General features: G+C 72.1%; 15 protein-coding genes. 8 read left to right on the top strand and 7 right to left on the bottom strand.

Features of this window, described 5'->3' with window-relative positions; genetic code table 11:
* Nucleotides 1-5 precede the first annotated feature (5 nt).
* Together IH61_RS0124405 and IH61_RS0124400 are read right to left on the bottom strand one after the other, a co-directional pair.
* The gene (locus tag IH61_RS0124405; protein WP_051837843.1) at nucleotides 6-1,298 is read right to left on the bottom strand and encodes an extracellular solute-binding protein; all 1,293 of its coding nucleotides are present in this window, start codon (nucleotides 1,296-1,298) and stop codon (nucleotides 6-8) included.
* 16 nt (nucleotides 1,299-1,314) lie between these two features.
* Complete coding sequence (locus IH61_RS0124400; protein WP_078911359.1) at nucleotides 1,315-2,106, bottom strand: NAD-dependent epimerase/dehydratase family protein; 792 nt, start codon at nucleotides 2,104-2,106, stop codon at nucleotides 1,315-1,317.
* A gap of 162 nt (nucleotides 2,107-2,268) precedes the next feature.
* Here IH61_RS0124400 and IH61_RS0124395 point away from each other — a divergent pair, with 162 nt between their 5' ends.
* Genes IH61_RS0124395 through IH61_RS0124385 form a run of 3 tightly spaced genes read left to right on the top strand, consistent with a single transcriptional unit; the run spans nucleotide 2,269 to nucleotide 5,776 of the window.
* Nucleotides 2,269-3,474 carry an ROK family transcriptional regulator gene (locus IH61_RS0124395; protein ID WP_267884062.1) on the top strand — a complete coding sequence of 402 codons (1,206 nt, stop codon included), beginning with the start codon at nucleotides 2,269-2,271 and terminating at the stop codon, nucleotides 3,472-3,474.
* Complete coding sequence (gene dgoD, locus IH61_RS0124390; RefSeq protein ID WP_078911358.1) at nucleotides 3,471-4,667, top strand: galactonate dehydratase; 1,197 nt, start codon at nucleotides 3,471-3,473, stop codon at nucleotides 4,665-4,667. The genes IH61_RS0124395 and dgoD overlap by 4 nt, the downstream gene beginning before the upstream one ends.
* 5 nt (nucleotides 4,668-4,672) lie before the next feature.
* Nucleotides 4,673-5,776 carry a lactonase family protein gene (locus IH61_RS0124385; protein ID WP_063763257.1) on the top strand — a complete coding sequence of 368 codons (1,104 nt, stop codon included), beginning with the start codon at nucleotides 4,673-4,675 and terminating at the stop codon, nucleotides 5,774-5,776.
* A gap of 270 nt (nucleotides 5,777-6,046) precedes the next feature.
* Here the strand turns inward: IH61_RS0124385 and IH61_RS0124380 are convergent, their stop codons facing one another.
* Nucleotides 6,047-7,426: an FUSC family protein gene (locus IH61_RS0124380; protein ID WP_158845261.1), complete on the bottom strand. Its 1,380-nt coding sequence runs from the start codon at nucleotides 7,424-7,426 to the stop codon at nucleotides 6,047-6,049.
* 76 nt (nucleotides 7,427-7,502) lie between these two features.
* Between IH61_RS0124380 and IH61_RS0124375 the strand changes: the two genes are divergently transcribed.
* Entirely contained in the window at nucleotides 7,503-7,943 is a 441-nt protein-coding gene (locus IH61_RS0124375; RefSeq protein WP_234327314.1) for a MarR family winged helix-turn-helix transcriptional regulator, read from the top strand.
* Nucleotides 7,944-7,954: 11 nt separating this feature from the next.
* Here IH61_RS0124375 and eboE read toward each other — a convergent pair whose 3' ends face one another.
* The 4 genes from eboE to IH61_RS0124355 all read right to left on the bottom strand — a co-directional run bounded on the left by eboE (nucleotide 7,955) and on the right by IH61_RS0124355 (nucleotide 12,831).
* A complete protein-coding gene (gene eboE / locus IH61_RS0124370; protein ID WP_031073345.1) occupies nucleotides 7,955-9,142 on the bottom strand; it encodes a metabolite traffic protein EboE in 1,188 nt (395 codons plus the stop codon).
* Entirely contained in the window at nucleotides 9,142-10,560 is a 1,419-nt protein-coding gene (locus IH61_RS50360) for an EboA domain-containing protein (protein WP_051837837.1), read from the bottom strand. Before IH61_RS50360 ends, eboE begins: the two co-directional genes overlap by 1 nt.
* 61 nt (nucleotides 10,561-10,621) lie before the next feature.
* The gene (locus tag IH61_RS0124360) at nucleotides 10,622-11,809 is read right to left on the bottom strand and encodes an inositol-3-phosphate synthase (RefSeq protein WP_031073340.1); all 1,188 of its coding nucleotides are present in this window, start codon (nucleotides 11,807-11,809) and stop codon (nucleotides 10,622-10,624) included.
* Nucleotides 11,806-12,831, bottom strand: coding sequence for a sugar phosphate isomerase/epimerase family protein (locus IH61_RS0124355; RefSeq protein WP_031073338.1), 1,026 nt, complete (start codon nucleotides 12,829-12,831; stop codon nucleotides 11,806-11,808). Before IH61_RS0124355 ends, IH61_RS0124360 begins: the two co-directional genes overlap by 4 nt.
* Before the next feature lie 435 nt (nucleotides 12,832-13,266).
* On the opposite strand from IH61_RS0124355, the gene IH61_RS0124350 reads away from it, so the two are divergent.
* From IH61_RS0124350 to IH61_RS0124335, 4 genes are all read left to right on the top strand, one after another.
* A complete protein-coding gene (locus IH61_RS0124350; RefSeq protein ID WP_031073336.1) occupies nucleotides 13,267-14,028 on the top strand; it encodes a DeoR/GlpR family DNA-binding transcription regulator in 762 nt (253 codons plus the stop codon).
* 177 nt (nucleotides 14,029-14,205) lie between these two features.
* A complete protein-coding gene (locus IH61_RS0124345) occupies nucleotides 14,206-15,486 on the top strand; it encodes an extracellular solute-binding protein (protein ID WP_031073334.1) in 1,281 nt (426 codons plus the stop codon).
* Between the two features lie 40 nt (nucleotides 15,487-15,526).
* Nucleotides 15,527-16,432, top strand: a complete 906-nt coding sequence (locus IH61_RS0124340; RefSeq protein WP_037973288.1) for a carbohydrate ABC transporter permease — start codon at nucleotides 15,527-15,529, stop codon at nucleotides 16,430-16,432.
* Nucleotides 16,429-17,256 carry a carbohydrate ABC transporter permease gene (locus IH61_RS0124335; RefSeq protein WP_031073329.1) on the top strand — a complete coding sequence of 276 codons (828 nt, stop codon included), beginning with the start codon at nucleotides 16,429-16,431 and terminating at the stop codon, nucleotides 17,254-17,256. Before IH61_RS0124340 ends, IH61_RS0124335 begins: the two co-directional genes overlap by 4 nt.
* The last annotated feature ends 46 nt before the right edge of the window (nucleotides 17,257-17,302 follow it).

Below are 17,302 nucleotides of genomic sequence, written 5' to 3'. Positions count from 1 at the left end.
GGCGCTCAGCCCTTGGCCGTCCAGTAGTCGGCGCTCGCCTTGGCCGCCTGGTCGACGAAGCCGGCCGCGTCCGCCTTGCCGAGCCAGAGCTTGTCGTACTGGGCGACCAGGACCTTGTCCTGCCAGTCGGCGTCGGCGTTGTCGTCGGGCAGCCGGCTGGGCCGGTCCTTGAGCTGCTGGGCGACGTCGGCCAGTTCGGCGGGGGCCGGGATCTCGGTGCGCGGGGCGATGTTCCTGGCCTCGGTGGAGATGCCGGCCAGCTGGTCCTTCTGGAGGAAGAAGGCGATGAACCTCCCGGCCGAGTCGGCGTTCCTGGCGCCCTTGGGAATGGTGAAGCCGAAGGGGAGGAAGTCGGCGGCGTTGCGGGTGGCGTCGCCGGTGGTCGGGAAGGCCACCGACCTGACCTCGAAGCCCGCGTCCCTGAACTTCTCCGTCTCGCTCGGCAGCCAACTGCCCATCAGGAAGAAGACGGACTCGCCGTGGGCCCAGTGGTTCTGCTGCTCGGGGTACTTGGTGGCGTCGTAGCCCTTGGCCAGGTAGCCCTCCTTGACCAGTTGCTCGACCTGCTGGGCGCTCCTCAGGACGGCGGGGTCCTTGAACGCGGCTCCGGTCCTGTCGGCGGCGAGCGTCGCGACGGAGCCGCCGTTGCGGTTGAGCAGGTAGTCGAACCAGTACTGGGAGGCCCAGCCCTGGTCGCCGTCGGTGCCGATGCATGCCTTGCCCGCGGCCTTGGCGGCCTTGCAGACGGCCAGCAGGTCGTCCCAGGTCTTCGGCGCCCGCGCGACCAGCGGGTCCTTGCCGTTGTAGAACAGCGAGACGGAGACGGACTCGTACGGGATCATCCAGGGCGTTCCGTCCTTGCCCTTCGGCAGGACGTCCAGGAACTTGGCCGGCAGCACCTCGCCGACCTTGCGGCCCTCGCCGGTGTCCATGGCCAGGACCGAACTCAGGTCCTGGGCCTTGCCGTTGGCGGCCAGAGCGGGAAGCAGGCGGTCGAAGCCCTGGTCGACCAGGTCGGGGGCGTTGCCGGAGAGCAGCGCCGGGGCGACCTTGTCGAGGACCTTGCGGCCCTGCCACTGGACGTCGACGTGGATACCGGTCTTCGCGGTGAACGCGTCGATCGCCTTCTGCAGGACCTTCGCCTGCGGCTCTGTCTGGGTCCACATCGACCAGTACGTGACGTGCTTGCCGTCACCTCCGGAAGATCCGCTGGAGGTCGTCGTGCAGGCGGTCGCCAGCACGAACAGGGCTGCCGCGAGGGCGCCCGCTCTCGCCGGCTTCGAGGAGGTGCTGCGCATGGGGGCGTCCTTCGGTTCAGGGAGTTCGGTCGGTCAGTGGGCCCGGTCGGACATCGGGGTCGAACATCAGGCAGGGCGGGTCGGCGGCCCTGGGGAGGTCCTCCGCGCCGGGCGGCAGGTCGTCGGCGGGGGCGAAGCCGAGGTCGGCGCGGGCGCCGGCCAGGCTCCAGAACCGCTCGGCGTGGCGGGAGACACCGAAGTGGACGCCCGGCCGGGTGGCGCGCAGGGCGGCGAGGACGAGCGCGCGGGCATCGTGGTCGGACAGCCACATGGCGTTGTAGTCGCGTTCCAAGAGCGGCCAGCCGACCAGCCCGAAGCGCAGGCTGACGACGACTGCGCCGTGGCGCAGCGCGTGCTGCCGCCCCAGGGCCTCCTCCGCGAGTTTGGCGGCGCCGTACGGGCAGCACGGCGTGGCGGCTTCGCCCGGGTCGACGGGGTGCGCGCCGAGGCGGAAGTCCAGGCCGGCCGCGTGGTTGGAGGAGGCCAGGACGATCTGCCGCACGCCCCGGTCGGCCGCGGCGGTCAGGAGGTTGTCGGTCATGGCGATGTTCGGCGCCACCTCCGACCAGGCGGCGCGCGGGCTCGCGTGCGCCGCCAGGTGCAGGATCGCGTGGACTCCGTCGACCGCCTCGGCCGCGAAGCCCGGGTCCGCCAGGTCGCCGACCAGGATCTCGTCGGCCCCGGGCGGCCGCGGCGCGGTCCGGTCGGCCACGCGCAGCGCGTACGTCCCGCGCAGCGCCGGCCGGAGCACCGATCCGAGGACTCCACCGCCGCCCGTGACCAGCAGCACGGGGCTTCGAGGCCACATCCGCGACCCACCTTAGTGAACGGCCCGGGAACCTCCCGGGAGGTGTCATCAGTTATGGCCCCCCACGCGATAAGTGTCAAGAGTCTCAACGCACTTCGGAGTCCGGCGGACTGATTGTCAGGAGTCTTGACGCACTTCGCCCGACCGTGCCACGCTGCGGCCGTGTCAGTCGAAACCGGTGGTTCCCTTCAGTCGCTCCGGCGGACCAACCAGGAACGCGTCCTGGGGCTCCTGCTGCGGAGAGGTGCCATGCACCGCGCCGAGATCGCCCGTCAGATCGACGTCTCGCGCGCCACGGTCTCCACGATCGTGAACGAGATGATCGAACGCGGCGTCCTGGTACAGGTCGAGGTGTCCGCGGCCGACCGTGTGGACGGCCGGGTGCGGGAGCAGGTGGCGATCAGCCGGACCGTCGGCGTCGCCGCCGGACTCGACTTCACCCTGGACCGCGTCGCCGTGCACCTCAGCGACCTGGAGCACCGCGAACTGATCAGCGAGTCGGTCGGGGTCGCGGCGGACGCGAGCGCCGACGACCGCATCACGGCCGCCGCCGCACTGCTGGACGGCGCGCTGGCCGCCCACCGACTCGTCCGCGAGGACCTGGTCGGCCTCGGCGTCGGCGTCCCGGGCCGGATCACCACCGCCACCGGGGCGGTCGGCCCCTCGCTGCCCGGCCAGCCCTGGGCGGGCCTCAACGTACGGACCCTGTTCGAGGAGCGGTTCGGACAGCCGGTACTGGTGGACAACAACACCCGCCTGGAGGCCATGGCCGAGTACCTCTGGGGGGCCGGCCGCAGGGCCCCCACCATGCTCTACGTCACCCTCACCAGCGGCATCGGCGCCGCCCTGATCGTCGACGGAACGCTGTTCCGTGGCGCCCTGGGCGGCGCCGGCGAGCTCGGGCACGTCTCCGTCGACTACAGCGGCCCCGCGTGCCCCTGCGGCAACCGGGGCTGCCTGATCCAGAAGGCGGCCGCCCCCGCCATCCTCGACCAGCTGCGGCCGCTGCTCGGCGAGCGCGCGACCATCGGCGACGCCGTCGCGGCCGCCCGCTCCGGCGACCGTGCCAGCGCGGGCGTGCTGGCCGATGCCGCCCGGGTCGTCGGGCAGGCCCTCGCCAACGTCTGCAACCTCCTCGATCCCGGCCGCATCGTCGTCGGCGGCCCGATCGCGACCGCCGGCGACATCGTGCTCGACGCGATCCGCCAGGGCATCGAACGCCACGCCATGGCCACGGTCGCCGCCAGCACCGAGATCGTCCGCGCCGAGTTCGAGGAGTCCACCCAGGCGGGCGCCCGGGGCGGCGCCGCACTCGTCCTCCAGGAAGCACCCCACCTCGCCTCCGTGCTGCGCCGCCTGGCCCGGTGACGCCGGGCGCGAGGCGGCGCAGCCCCGTCCCTCCGAGGAGACCGTTGAACATCGTCACAGTGGAGACCTTCCTGGTACGGCCGCGCTGGCTGTTCCTGCGGATCGAGACCGACGAAGGCCATGTCGGCTGGGGGGAGCCGGTCGTCGAAGGCCGGGCGGCGACCGTCGCCGCCGCCGTCCACGAACTGTCCGACCTGATCATCGGCGTGGACGCCAGACGCATCGAGGACATCTGGCAGACCCTCACCAAGGGCGGCTTCTACCGCGGCGGCCCTGTCCTCAGCAGCGCCGTCGCCGGAATCGACCAGGCCCTGTGGGACATCAAGGGCAAAGCCCTGGGCGTCCCCGTCCACCAACTGCTCGGCGGGCCGGTGCGTGACCGGGTCCGGATGTACACCTGGATCCACGGCGACGAGCCCGAGGAACTGGCCGATTCCGCCCGCCGGGCCGTGGAGGGCGGCATGACCGCCGTGAAGTTCAACGGCTCCGACCGGCTGCTCCCCCTGGACACCCCCGCCGCTGTCAAGCGCCTCGCCCGGCGCACAGCCGCGGTCCGCGAGGCGATCGGCGACGAGGCCGACCTGGCCGTCGACTTCCACGGCCGCGCCTCCACCGCGATGGCGCGCCGGATGCTGCCGGCCCTGGAGGAGTACGACCCGCTCTTCGTCGAGGAACCGGTGCTGCCGGAGTTCAGCCGCGAGATCGGCGCCGTGGTCGCCGGCACCTCGATACCCGTCGCGCTCGGGGAACGCCTGTACTCCCGCTGGGACTTCCGCGAGGTACTGGCCGCCGGCATCGCCGTCGCGCAGCCCGACCTCAGCCACGCCGGCGGCATCTCCGAGGTCCGCCGCATCGCCGCCGCGGCCGAGGCGCACGACGCCGTGATCGCCCCGCACTGCCCGCTCGGCCCGATCGCGCTGGCGGCCTGCCTCCAGATCGACTTCGCCACCCCCAACTTCCTGATCCAGGAACAGAACCTCGGCATCGGCTACACCACGGCCGACGCGGGCCCGCTCGCCTACCTCGTGGACCCTGCCGTCTTCACCCTGCGCGACGGCTTCGTCGAACGCCCCACCGCGCCCGGCCTCGGCATCGAGGTCGACGAGGCGGTGGTCCGCGCGGCGGCCGAGGTCGGACACCGCTGGCGCAACCCGCTGTGGCGCCACCGCGACGGCTCGTTCGCCGAGTGGTGACCGCGATGACCACCGAGCCCGGCGGTCTGCTCGCCGTCGGCAGCTCCGCCCCGGTGTGCGAACCCGGCGCCGGCCTGAGCATCGTCCGTTACGACGCCACCGGCGCCCTGAGCCTGCGCGGCGTACGGCCGCTCGACCACCCTTCCTACACGGCCTCGGACCCGGTCCGCGGGGTCCTGCACGCCGTCCTCGAACGGGACGCCGGGCGGGTCGTCTCCTTCCGGTTCCACCCGCGTACCGGGCTCCGCACGCCCCGCGCCGTCGCCACCAGCGGCGGCGCGCTGCCCTGCCACCTCTCCGTCCACCCCAGCGGGTCGCACGTCTTCGCGGCCCACTACGGCGACGGCGTCCTGTCGGTCTTCCGGACCGCCGCCGACGGCACCATCGCCGTCACCGAACCGGTGCAGACCGTCCGCCACCCCGGCCCTGCCCCCCTCGACGGCCGGCTCACGCCGGCCCACGCCCACATGGCCGCGCCCTCGCCGGACGGCCGCTTCGTCCTGTGCACCACCCTCGGGACCGACCGCGTCCACGTGTACGGCTTCGACCCCCTCACCGGCCGACTCACCGAGCACCGGAGCGTCCCGCTGCCGCCCGGCCGCGGCCCCCGGCACCTCGTCTTCCACCCCTCGGGCCGGTACGTCCACGTCGTCAACGAGCTCTCCTCCACCCTCACCGTCTGCACCTGGGACGCGTCCACCGGCCACCTCGAGCCCGTCGCCGAGCTCTCGACGCGGCCGGACCCGAGCGCGCCGGGCGCCAACTACCCGGCCGCCGTCCGGATCTCCGCGGACGGCCGGTTCCTCTACACGAGCAACCGCGGCGACGACACCATCGCCGTGCACGCCGTCCACGACCACGGGGCCTCTCTCGCACTGCTCACCACCGTTGCCAGTGGCGGCAGTTGGCCTCGCGACCTCGCCCTCTCCCCCGATCAGCGCCTGCTCTTCTGCGCCAACCAGCGATCGGACGCCCTGGCGGCCTTCCACCGCGACCCGTCCTCCGGGCACCTGACCCCGGCCGGGCAGCCCCTCTCGCTCACGGCGCCGACCTCCGTGCTGCCGATCGGCGGTGCGTCCGGCGCCGGGTGGGACCGGCCCGCCGGGTGAGACCGCCCTCGTCGGCCGGGCGCACCTCACCGAATCCTCAGGTTGCGACTGACATGATCACCGGTGTCGACGGCGGCCTCCCCGCCCCCGCGGACGGGAGGGCTTGCCGTCGACGCTTCCTGTTCGCGACCGTAGGCGACCGTCCGGACAGGCCGGCAGGCGGTCTGCCTCCGGCATCCCCCCGGGCATCGAAGGCGGACCGCCTCACGGCTCCCTCGATCGCCCCACCCCGGCGGCCCGTCCTGGCTCACCTGCGGCGGGGTACGGGCTTCACGAGCCGGCCGCCGGTCGGGTCGCCCGGAGGATTCGGCCCAACTCCGCGCGCGCCGAGTTCAGTTCCGCCAACACCTCGGCGTCGGCTGCGCCATCGGCGGTGTCGCCGAGGCGGGCGACCAGGGGTGCGCAGCGCCGGGCCGGTTCCAGGGTGTCGGCCGGGTGAGCCACCGGCCGTCGGCGCCGCATGAGCAGCTGGTGCAGCTGCGGCGGGCGGGCGACCTCCTCGACGCGGTGCAGCGCGTCCCGGAAGCGGGCCTGATGGTCTCGCAGGAGCTCCGGTCGGCGGCGCGCCGCCTCGGCCAGGTCGCCGAGTACGGCGAGGAGCGCGGCCGCGCGGGCGCGCAGCACCTGCCCGCTGCGCACCGGCAGCAGCAGCCAGCTGGCGGCGACGGCCAGCGCCGCACCGAGGACGATGGCCGCCAGCCGCTGCACCAGCAGTGCCTGGCCCGTCTGCCCGAAGTAGCCGTACAGCAGGGAGAGCGCCGCGGTGACCGATCCGGCCCAGTAGGCGTAGTTGACGGCCCGTAGGCCGTTAGCGACCGCCAGCACGGCCAGGATGACCACGATCGAGCGCTGGTCGCCCGGCCCGAAGAGGCCGGCCAGCGGGGTCGCCGCGAGCGTGCCCAGGCCGGCCCCGACCACGCGCAGGCCGGCCTTGTGGAACACGTCGCCCCGGCCTCGGTTGCCGCTGCAGACGATGAAGGCCGTGAGCACCAGCCACTGCCAGTGGTCCGGGTAGGCCCAGCGCCCGAGGACGAAGCTCGCGCCCACGGCGGCCGTCATCTGGAGTGCCATCCGCGTGCTGACCGCCATCCGGCGGCCACGGGCCGCCTCGCGTGGCTGCGGGAGCGGCCGGGCCGGTTCCACGGACGGCGCCGGGGTGGTGAACCCGGTCCGGTCGGCGACGGCTCGCACCAGCACCACCGATGCGTAGGCGATGACCGCCGCCACGGCTCCCCACAGCGGCTGCGCCGCTCCGGGCGGCAGCGGCATCGGGGCCACCAGGAGCCCGATGAACGGGAGCGCGATCAGTGTCCCGAGCCTCGTCGCCTGCGGCCCGAAGCGGCGGACCCACACCGACAGGCCCAGGGCGAGCGTGAAGACCGCATCGCCGGTGTTCGGGTGGTCCTGGAGCAGCCGGTCGACGCCGCCCGCGCAGACGGCGACCACGGCGAGCACCAGCGGCACGGCGCCCTGACCGGGCCCGCGCCCCGGGCGCAGCGCCCGCCCCAGGCTCAGCGCGAGGACGACGGTCAGGACGACCACGTCCAGGGTCAGCCCTGCCAGCGTCTCCAGCAGCCAGGCCGGCAGGAAGGCGACCAGCATCGCGGCACTGGTGACCACGGCGCTGCGGATCTGCTGATTCCTAAGCATTGCGTATCACTTGCCGGGTCTCCAGCCGTCTTTTTCGATACCTGCCCCGCTCATTGGTCAGTGATAGCTTAGAACCATGGAGGACGAGAAAACCATGGAGGACGAGAAGGAAGCGGCGGCGATCCGGCGCGGAGTGGTGCGACTGGCCCGGCGGCTGCGGGCCGAGCGGCCCGAGTGGGCCCTGAGTACCAACAAGACCGGTGTGCTGGCCCACCTGATGCACCACGGCCCGAGCACACCGGGCGAGCTCGCGGCGGCCGAACGCCAGCAGCCGCAGTCCCTCACCCGGGTCTTCGCCGACCTCGAGCACGCGGGTCTGGTGTCCCGGACCCGCAGTACCGCCGACCGCCGCCAGGTGCTACTCGCGATCACCGCGGAAGGCCACCGCGCCCTTGCCGAGGACATGGCCCAGCGGGACGCCTGGCTGGGGTCGGCGCTGGGCGGCCTCAACCACACCGAGCGCCAGGTCCTGCTCCTTGCCGCCGAGCTGATGGACCGCCTCGCCTCCGCCGACTGAAACCCTTGCACTCATCCGACGATCCCCCTCAGTGCGGGCGGCGGCTCCGTCAGGCCGAGCCTGGCCAACTCCCGGCGCGTCCAGTCGAGTTCGGCGGCGATCCCGTTCACGAGATCGGCGCTCCCGCGTGGGGCCTCCGGGAGGACGGCCCAGGTGTAGGTCTCGACCTCCAGGTGCCGGGTGCGCGGCCGGTCGGCGGTGAGCAGGGCGGCGAGCGCCCGTTGGAGCACCGGTCGGGTGCTGGCCAACGGAGGTGCCGGGTCGGCGTGGACGGGGATGTGGAAGTGCGTGCGCCAGGGGTTCTCGCCGCTCAGGGCCCTGGGCCCGGCGAGCGCGTCCCCGAGGTCGTCCGTGCCGACCGGAGGCCGGCCCGCCTGTCGGGTCTGGTGGAGGAACATCGGCTCGTCGAACTCCGCCAGCGCGCCGCGCGTGGCGGGGTCCGCCGGGGACGCCGCGTGGAGGGCGCAGGAGACCTGGGCCTTGAACACGCTGATGCCCGCCCGGTCCAGCTCGGCCACGGCCGCCTCCGGGTCCTCGAACGCGACGGCCAGGTGGCAGATGTCGAGGCAGAGGCCGAAGTGCTCCGGGTCCAGGTGGGAGAGGTAGTGGACGGCCTGTCCGGTCGTCTCGATCAGGCAGCCCGGCTCCGGCTCGAAGGCGATCCTGATGGTGTGCCCGGTCCGCTGATAGGTGTCGGCCAGTTCCGCCTTCAGCATGTCGAGGTGGCGACACGCCCGGTCGTGCTGGTCCCCGCTCCATCCGCTCGCCCAGCCGAACGGCAGCGTCGAGATGCTGCCCTCGGCCACGTCGTCCGGCAGGAGCCCCGCCAGCACCCACACCAGGTCCCAGGTGTAGTGCAGGCGTTGCGGTGACGCCCAGTCGGGCCAGTACACCGCGTGCTTGACGACCGGGTGGTGGAATCCCTGGTAGGGGAAGCCGTTGAGGGTGACGACCTCCAGCCCCCGGGCGGCGAGTTCGGCGCGCAGCCGTCTGGGGGCGGGCGGGTCGGAGGCGAGCTCGGCGGCCGCGCGACGGGCCAGCCACAGGCCGATGCCGAGCGTGGACTCCCCCAGGCGCTCGCGTACGGGCACGGCGTAGGTGTCGAGCTGGCGGAGGATGCCGTCCAGGTCCTCGGCCGCGTGCACGTTGGTGCAGTAGCCGAGGTGGATCTCCTCGCCGTTCCGGTGTCGTAATCGCATCAGCTGCCGTCCCGGCGCACGGAGTTGCCGGCGGACAGCGCATCGCCGTCGTCGAGCTGGATTCGCAGGTCCAGGGGGACGGGTCTGCCGGCGGCGGTGCGTTCGGCGGCGAAGGCCCGGAACATCCGGAGCAGTTCGGAGTCGGTGCGGCGGGCCAGGCCCGCCACGGTGTCGAGGGAGACGCCCATGAAGAGGCACTTCAGCACGCCCTGGCGCCAGGCGCTCTGGCCGAGGTACCGGGCGGCGTACGGGCCCATGGCCGCCGTGACGAGCCTGGCGTCGTTGGTGCGCAGGGCGTCGGCGACCAGCGGGAGCGCCTCGGGGCCGAGGCGCCCGGACTGGTCGAGCAGCGGGAGGGTGCGCAGGACCGCGAGGCGCTCGGCCGGGTCCCCGTCCCGGTACAACCCGTCGAGGATCTTGGCCAGTTCGGCGCCCTGCGCCGGGAGTGCCAGCACCAGCCGGCTGCGGGCGGCCTCGCCCTGCTCGGGGCCGCTGCTGCGTGCGGCGACGGGGAACAGTGCGGTCAGCGTGGCGGGGTCGGACTCCACCCGGCGGATCGCGTCGGCGGTCCAGGGGTCGGCGGACGCGGCGCGCAGGGCGGTCAGGGAGCGCAGGGCCGTCTGCGCGCCGCTGTGGCCGTGCCGGGGCAGCTCGACGGCGACGAGCCCCCGGTAGCGGACCTCGGACAGGGCCGCCAGGACGGGCGGGAAGTCGATCTCGCCGTCGCCGAACTCCAGGTGTTCGTGGACGCCCTGGCGCATGTCCTCGATCTGGACGTTGACCAGCCACGGCGCCGCGCGTCGCACGCACTCGGCCGGGGTGAGGGGCTCCAGGCACTGGCAGTGCCCGATGTCGAGGGTGAGGCCGAACTCCTCGGGGCCGCCCAGTGCGCAGCGCAGGCGCTCGTAGCCGGCCAGGTCGGGCACCAGCATGCCGGGCTCGGGCTCGAATCCCAGCCGCACTCCCGCCTCCCGTGCGTCCCCGACGAGCGTGGCGCAGCCGTCGAGGAGGTACTGGTACGCGTGCTCGTGGCTGACGCCGGGCTGCGGGGTGCCGCTCCAGAAGGAGAGCGCCTCGGCTTCCAGTTCGGCCGCGATGCCCAGGCCCCGCCGCAGCAGGTCCAGCCTCCTGGCCCGCCCGGCCGGATGGACGTCGAGCAGGGTCGGGGAGTGCTTGCGCCAGGGGTCGAGCAGGTAGCGCGCGCCGGTCTCCACCACCACGCCCAGGCCCAGCGCCTCCAGCCTGCGCCGGAGCCTGGGAAGTCGCCGGGCGAGGTCGGGTGCGTACGGGTCGAGGTGGCCGTGGTCCAGGGTGAGGGCGACGCCCGTGTACCCCAGGCCCGCGACCAGCTCCAGCGCGTCGTCGAGGCGGTGGTCGCTCAGGCCGTTGGTGCCGTAGCCGAATCGCAGTGCGGTCATGTCGGGGACACCTTTCGGGCAAGGCCCCTGGCCGGCGGGCAGGCGGCCGACAGCGGACCGGTCATCGCACGCCTCGCCGGTACCACGCGCGCAGCGTTTCGAACTGGGCGACCAGGCGGTGTTCGCTACTCGAATCCTCGGCCCGGATCGGGTCCTTGAAGAAGAAGGCGAGCTGTTCCTGCGGCCCGGTGGAGCCCAGTTGCCGGGCGCGGGCGAGGAGGCGGGCCAGGTCCAGGACCAGCGGTGCGGCCAGCGCGGAGTCGACGCCCTGCCAGGTGAACTGCATCGTCATCGGGGCGCCGAGGAACCCTTCGAAGGCGATGTGGTCCCAGGCCGTCTTCCGCTCGCCCATGCTGGCCACGTAGTCGATGTGGGTGTCGCCCTCGAGTCGGGGGCCGAGCATGGCCTCCAGCCCACTGCGTTTGGAGGCGTTCTTGCTGGCGGCCGCTTCCGGGTCCGCCAGGGTGGCTCCGTCCCCTCCGCCCAGCAGGTTCGTGCCCGACCAGGAGCGCACCCGCAGCGCCCGGTGGGCGAACAGCGGGCCGAGCGCGGCCCGCACCAGCGTCTCCCCGGTCTTGCCGTCGCTGCCCGCGTACGGCAGCCGTTTCCGGTGGGCCAGTTGACGAAGTGCCCGCAGCCGGATGCCGACCGACGGGGTGAAGTCCACGTAGCCGCAGCCGGCCTTCAGCGCCGCGTAGGCGTACAGCGAACTCGGCGGCAGGACGTCGGGCCTGGCCCCGAGAGCCACTTCGAGTGCGTCGAGGCTCTGGTACGCACGGCGCTCCGGGCCGGGCGATTCGGTCGAGGACACGTTGATCACGACGACCTGGCTGAGCCGGTGGCGTTCCCGGAAGGAGGTGATGTCCTCGGCGAGGGCGGCGGCCGCGATGGCCTGGGGCTGCTTGCTCGCGCCCCGGGCGGCCCCGGTGCGGATCTCCTGGTCGGCGGCGAGGAGGGCCCGGCTGACGGCGGGCAGCATCGCCTCGGGGAACACTCCCCCTCCCGCGAGCTGTTCGGCCCGCTTCGGCAGTGAGGTGGCGATCACGTCGTGCCCGCCGAAGACCAGTCTGGTGATCGCGGGCAGGCCGACGTCGGCGAACTCGGGCAGTTCACTCACCATGCCGGTCGGCGACACCATGCCCTGGCCGATCGCGGCGGCGCCGACGACAGCGGTGGTGGCGACCGATCCCCTCGCCCCGACGAACCAGACCCCGACCCGTCCGGCGTCCTGTACGGCCGCGCCGCTCATCGCTCGCCCTCCTTCTCGGCCACGGATCCGAACACCGAGTCGAAGGCCGCGGCCGGAGGCGTGATCGCGTTGAGCCGGCGGACGAAGGTGACGGCTTCGGCCGCGCCGTCCAGACGGTCCATGCCCGCGTCCTCCCACTCGATGGAGATCGGCCCCTGGTAGCCGATGTCGTTCAGCGCGCGGAAGCAGTCCTCCCAGGGAACGTCGCCGTGCCCGGTGGAGACGAAGTCCCAGCCACGGCGCGGGTCGCCCCAGGGCAGGTGGGAGGAGAGCCGGCCCCGGCGGCCGTCGCCGACACGGACCCGGGTGTCCTTGCAGTCGACGTGGTAGATGCGCTCGGCGAACTCCAGGAGGAAGCCGGCGGGGTCGAGGTCCTGCCAGACCATGTGGGAAGGGTCCCAGTTCAGGCCGAACGAGGGCCGGTGCCCGATGGCCTCCAACGTGCGGCGGGTCGTCCAGTAGTCGTAGGCGATCTCGCTCGGGTGGACCTCCAGCGCGAACCTGACGTCCTCCTCCTCGAACACGTCGAGGACGGGGTTCCAGCGGTCCGCGAACTCCCGGTACCCGGCGTCGATCAGGGCGGGCGGGGCTGGCGGGAACATCGCGACGGTGTGCCAGATCGGGGAGCCGGTGAAGCCGACGACCGTGTCGACACCGAGCAGCCTGGCGGCCCTGGCGGTGTCCTCCATCTCCCGCGCGGCCATCCGACGGACCTTCTCCGGGTCCGGGTCCCACAGCCGCGCGGGCAGGATCGCCCGGTGCCGCTCGTCGATCGGGTGGTCGCAGACGGCCTGGCCGACGAGGTGGTTGGAGATCGCCCAGACCTGGAGGCCGTTCCGTTCCAGGATCTCGCGCCTGCCACGCACGTAGCCGGGGTCGGCCAGTGCGCGGTCAACCTCCAAGTGGTCACCCCCGCACGCGATTTCGAGGCCGTCGTAGCCCCAACCGGAGGCCAGCTCGCAGACCTCCTCGAACGGAAGGTCCGTCCACTGTCCGGTGAAAAGGGTGACAGGACGTGTCATCGGGTTCCACTTCTGTTGTGTCGGAGGAGCGTGGGGGGTGGACTCGGCGCCCTCCGGGGGTGAGGAAGGAGCGCCGGGTGCCCGGTGGACGGGTTCCCCTGCCCGGCACCGGCGTTCGTGACGGCGGACATCGCGAGAACGACGCCTGCCGCCGCCCCTCAACAGCGGCGGCAGGCGCCCTGAGGCGGCAAACGGCATGTCCCCGACGCCTGCCCCCACCTCGTAATGGAATTTAATTATTTCCGGGCCGAAGGGCAATCCGCCAAGGGGCCGAGCTTGATAACGGCTCGGCAACAGACCCTCGGCAGGCGGCCGGCGGCCACCGGTGGGGATCGCGCACCGATCGGGCGACGGCCCTGCGACGCGACCGGCAGCGCGCCCGGGAACCCGACGGTGACGAGGAGTGACCAGGGTCGGCCGCACTACACTTCCGACATGCTCAAAGCCGACCGTACCGCCCGCATCCTGACGCACATCGCCGAGGCCGGCAGCGCCGATGTGCACGAGCTGGCCGATCTCCTGGGGGTGTCGCCGGCCACCGTCCGGCGGGACCTGCAGGAGCTGCACGACCAGGGGAGGTTGCACCGCACCCGGGGCGGGGCCGTCACCGGGGCCGTCAACCTGGAGCTGCCGTTGCGGCACAAGCGGGGCCGACGCCAGGCGGAGAAGCGGCGGATCGCGCTGGCGGCCGACCGGTTGGTGCCCGACGGCGCGGTGGTCGGGCTGACGGGCGGGACGACCACGAGCGAGCTGGCGCGGGTGCTGGCCGAACGCGGCGCAGGGATCACCATCGTCACCAACGCGGTCAACATCGCGGCCGACCTCATCGTGCGGCCGGACATCCGGCTGGTGGTGGTGGGCGGGATCGCCCGTACGACGAGCTACGAGCTGGTGGGACCGGCCGCCGACCGGATGCTCGCGCAGTACCACCTCGACGTCGCCTTCATCGGCGTGGACGGCCTGACCGCTCAGGAGGGCTGCACCACGCACGACGAGATGGAGGCCCAGACCGACCTGGCCTTCCTGCGCAGCAGCGCGCGCTCGGTGGTGCTGGCCGACAGTACGAAGATCGGCCGGGTCACCTTCGCGAAGATCTGCCCGCTCTCCGAGGTCGACGACCTGGTCACCGACGAGGAGGCCGACGCGGCGCAGGAGAAGGCGATCGCCGAGTGCGGGGTGCGGGTCCTGCGCGCCTGAACGCGCGTCACGCACCACTGCGCCCGGCCGGACTCCTCCGGCCGGGCCTTTCGCCGTACGCACCGTTGACATGAACTGCCGGGCACAGCAAGCTCGATCGAAACTGTTCGAAACCTGCACCCTTCAAGCAACTCGACTCAGGATCGAACCACGCGGCGTGCGAAGGCGGTAACTGCGGTGAAGAATCGTGTCCTTGCCCTCTCGGCGGCCTGCGCGCTCGGCGCACTCACCCTCACCGCCTGCGGCAGCAGCGGCAGCGACGGCGGCGGCGGAACCGACGCGGACGGCAAGGTGACGCTCAAGCTGGTCGCCGCCGACTACGGCGACAAGGAGTCCAACAGCTCCAAGGCGTACTGGAACTCCCTGGCCACGGCATTCACCGCCGCCAACCCCGGCATCAAGGTCGACGTCCAGGTGGTGAACTGGAACGACATCGACAAGCAGGTCCGCACGATGATCCAGAGCGGCAACGTGCCGGACGTCCTCCAGACCGGCGGCTACGCCGACAAGGTCGCCGACGACCTGCTCTACAAGGCCGAGGACGTGCTCTCCAGCGGCACGAGGGCCAACTTCCTCGACAGCTTCACCGAGGCCGGGAAGGTCAAGGGCGTCCAGTACGGCATCCCGTTCGTCTCCTCCGCCCGCGCCTTCTTCTACAACAGAACCCTCTTCCAGCAGGCCGGCATCCCCCAGCCGCCCACCACCTGGGAGGAGGTCCGCAAGGACGCCGAACTGCTCAAGGCGAAGGCGCCCGGCGCCACCCCGTACGCTCTGCCGCTCGGCCCGGAGGAGGCGCAGGGCGAGAGCATGATCTGGGAGCTGGGCAACGGCGGCGGGCCCACCGCCAAGGACGGCACGTACGCCATCAACAGCCAGGCCGACATCGACACCTTCACCTGGCTCAGGGCGAACCTCGTCGACCCCGGCCTCACCTACGCCAACCCCGCCACCACCGACCGCAAGACCGCCTTCGCCGACTTCGCCGCAGGGAAGGCGGGGATGCTCAACGGCCATCCCTCGCTGATCCAGATGGCCAAGGACGGCAAGGTCGACTACGGCGTCGCGCCGATCCCCGGCAAGTCGGGCCCGCTCAAGTCCACGCTCGGCGTGGCCGACTGGACGATGGCCTTCAAGAAGAACGGCCACCGCGACCAGATCAGGAAGTTCCTCGACTTCGTCTACACGAAGGACAACACGCTCACCTTCGACGAGACCTACAACCTGATGCCGGTCACCCAGGACACGCTGCGCGAGATGACCTCCAGCGGCAAGCACAAGGACCTCGAACCGTTCTTCGCCCTCCTGCCGAACGCCTCCTTCTACCCGCTGGGCGACACCAGTTGGGACGCGGTCTCCGCCGAGATGAAGAAGTCCATCGGCGGCGCGGTCTCCTCCGACCCGGCCAAGGTGCTCGGCGAGCTGCAGAAGAAGGCCCAGAACGCCGTCGCCGACAAGTAGCGAACACGCAGCCGGCCCGCGCCCCGCGAAAGGCACCCCGTTGTCCGTCGACTCCGCCGCCCGTCGAGGGCTTCACCGCAGACTGGGCCCGCTGCCGTGGATCGGCCCGGCCGTCCTGCTGATCCTCCTCGTCGTCCTCTGGCCCGTGTACGAGATGGTGCGCACGTCCTTCCTGCGCATCAGCACCAGCGGCTTCGTCCGCGGCTCCGCCGGGCCGGACAAGTACCGCAAGCTCTTCGGCGAGGCCGACCTCGGCCATGTGCTGCTCTCCACGGTGGTCTGGACCCTCGCCGTGGTCGGCCTCACCATGCTGCTCTCCCTCGGCCTGGCCCAGCTGTTCGACCAGCGCTTCCCCGGCCGCAGGTTCGCTCGCTGGGCGCTGATCGCCCCCTGGGCCGCCTCCGTGCTGATGACCTCCATCGGCTTCCGCTGGATGCTCGACCGCACCGCCGGGGTGCTCAACACGGCGATGACCGACCTCGGCCTGGTCGACGGGCCGCGCGACTGGCTGGGCGATCCCGCCACCGCCTGGCCGTGGATGGTGGCCGTCGCCGTCTTCGTCTCCCTGCCGTTCACCACCTACACCCTGCTGGCCGGCCTCCAGACGGTCCCCGCCGAGATCTACGAGGCGGCCCGGGTGGACGGTGCCTCCCTGTGGCAGTCGTACCGGCGGATCACGCTGCCGCTGCTGCGCCCGGCCTTCCTGGTCGGTCTGGTGATCAACCTGATCAACGTCTTCAACTCCTTCCCCGTCATCTGGGGCATGACCCAGGGCGGCCCGAGCAGCGACACGGCCACCACCACGGTGTTCATGTACCAGCTGAAGAGCACCGACCTCGGGGAGTCCGCGGCCATGTCGGTGGTCAACTTTGCGCTCGTGGTGCTGATGGTGCTGGCTTTCCTGAAAGTGAGCCGCTGGAACCGGGATACCGGGGAGGAGAGTTGACGACCCGTCGGATACGCCCTCGCACCCTGCTGCTCGCCGCCACGGCCTGGCTGCTGGCCGTCGTCTTCCTGCTCCCCTACCTGGAGATGGTCGTCACCGCGCTGCGCCCCGCCGACGAGCTGCGCGACGCAACCTACCTGCCACGGCAGTTCGCCTGGTCCAACTTCGTCGAGGTCTGGCGCGACTCCACCCTCGGCGCCAACCTGCGCGTCAGCCTGCTGGTCGCCGGCGGCTCCACCCTGCTCGCGCTGCTGGTCGCCCTGCCCGCCGCCTACCACACCGCCCGCATCCGCTACCGGGGGCGGCGGCTCTTCCTGCTCCTCGTCCTCGTCACCCAGATGTTCCAGCCGACCTCACTGCTGGTGGGCCTCTACCGCGAGTTCTACCAGCTGGACATGCTCAACTCGGTCTGGACGCTGATCCTCTGCAACGCCGCCTTCAACCTGGCCTTCGCCGTCTGGATCCTCACCGCCTACATCGGCTCGATCCCCGTGGAACTGGAGGAGGCCGCCATGATCGACGGCCTCGGACGGATCGGGGTTCTGCGCCGGGTCGTGCTCCCACTGGCGATGCCGGGCGTGGTGACCGCGCTGATCTTCACCTTCATCGCCGCCTGGAACGAGTTCGTGATGGGCCTGACCCTGTCGACCGCCCCGCAGAGCCAGCCGCTCACCGTGGGCCTCAACAGCTTCATCGGCGACTACACGGTGCAGTGGAACTACCTGTTCGCCGGATCGGTCGTCGCCATCCTGCCGGTGGTGGTGCTGTTCGCCCTGATCGAGCGGCAGGTGGTCTCCGGACTCACCGCCGGGTCCGTCAAGTAGCTGCCCCGTCACGCCAGTTCGCTCCCGCTCAAGGCATCTCCACCCA

This window comes from Streptomyces sp. NRRL WC-3742 (assembly GCF_000720635.1).
Lineage (GTDB): Bacteria > Actinomycetota > Actinomycetes > Streptomycetales > Streptomycetaceae > Kitasatospora.
The sequence above is the reverse complement of the archived record's forward strand: the minus strand, read 5'-3'. Positions and strand labels throughout refer to the sequence as shown.

Excerpts from the sequence above, each read along its gene's own strand:
- IH61_RS0124405 (WP_051837843.1), bottom strand. The coding sequence starts at position 1,298 with ATGCGCAGCACCTCCTCGAAGCCGGCGAGAGCGGGCGCCCTCGCGGCA.
- IH61_RS0124400 (WP_078911359.1), bottom strand. The coding sequence starts at position 2,106 with ATGTGGCCTCGAAGCCCCGTGCTGCTGGTCACGGGCGGCGGTGGAGTC.
- IH61_RS0124385 (WP_063763257.1), top strand. The coding sequence starts at position 4,673 with ATGACCACCGAGCCCGGCGGTCTGCTCGCCGTCGGCAGCTCCGCCCCG.
- IH61_RS0124380 (WP_158845261.1), bottom strand. The coding sequence starts at position 7,426 with ATGCTTAGGAATCAGCAGATCCGCAGCGCCGTGGTCACCAGTGCCGCG.
- IH61_RS0124375 (WP_234327314.1), top strand. The coding sequence starts at position 7,503 with ATGGAGGACGAGAAAACCATGGAGGACGAGAAGGAAGCGGCGGCGATC.
- eboE (WP_031073345.1), bottom strand. The coding sequence starts at position 9,142 with ATGCGATTACGACACCGGAACGGCGAGGAGATCCACCTCGGCTACTGC.
- IH61_RS50360 (WP_051837837.1), bottom strand. The coding sequence starts at position 10,560 with ATGACCGCACTGCGATTCGGCTACGGCACCAACGGCCTGAGCGACCAC.
- IH61_RS0124360 (WP_031073340.1), bottom strand. The coding sequence starts at position 11,809 with ATGAGCGGCGCGGCCGTACAGGACGCCGGACGGGTCGGGGTCTGGTTC.
- IH61_RS0124355 (WP_031073338.1), bottom strand. The coding sequence starts at position 12,831 with ATGACACGTCCTGTCACCCTTTTCACCGGACAGTGGACGGACCTTCCG.
- IH61_RS0124350 (WP_031073336.1), top strand. The coding sequence starts at position 13,267 with ATGCTCAAAGCCGACCGTACCGCCCGCATCCTGACGCACATCGCCGAG.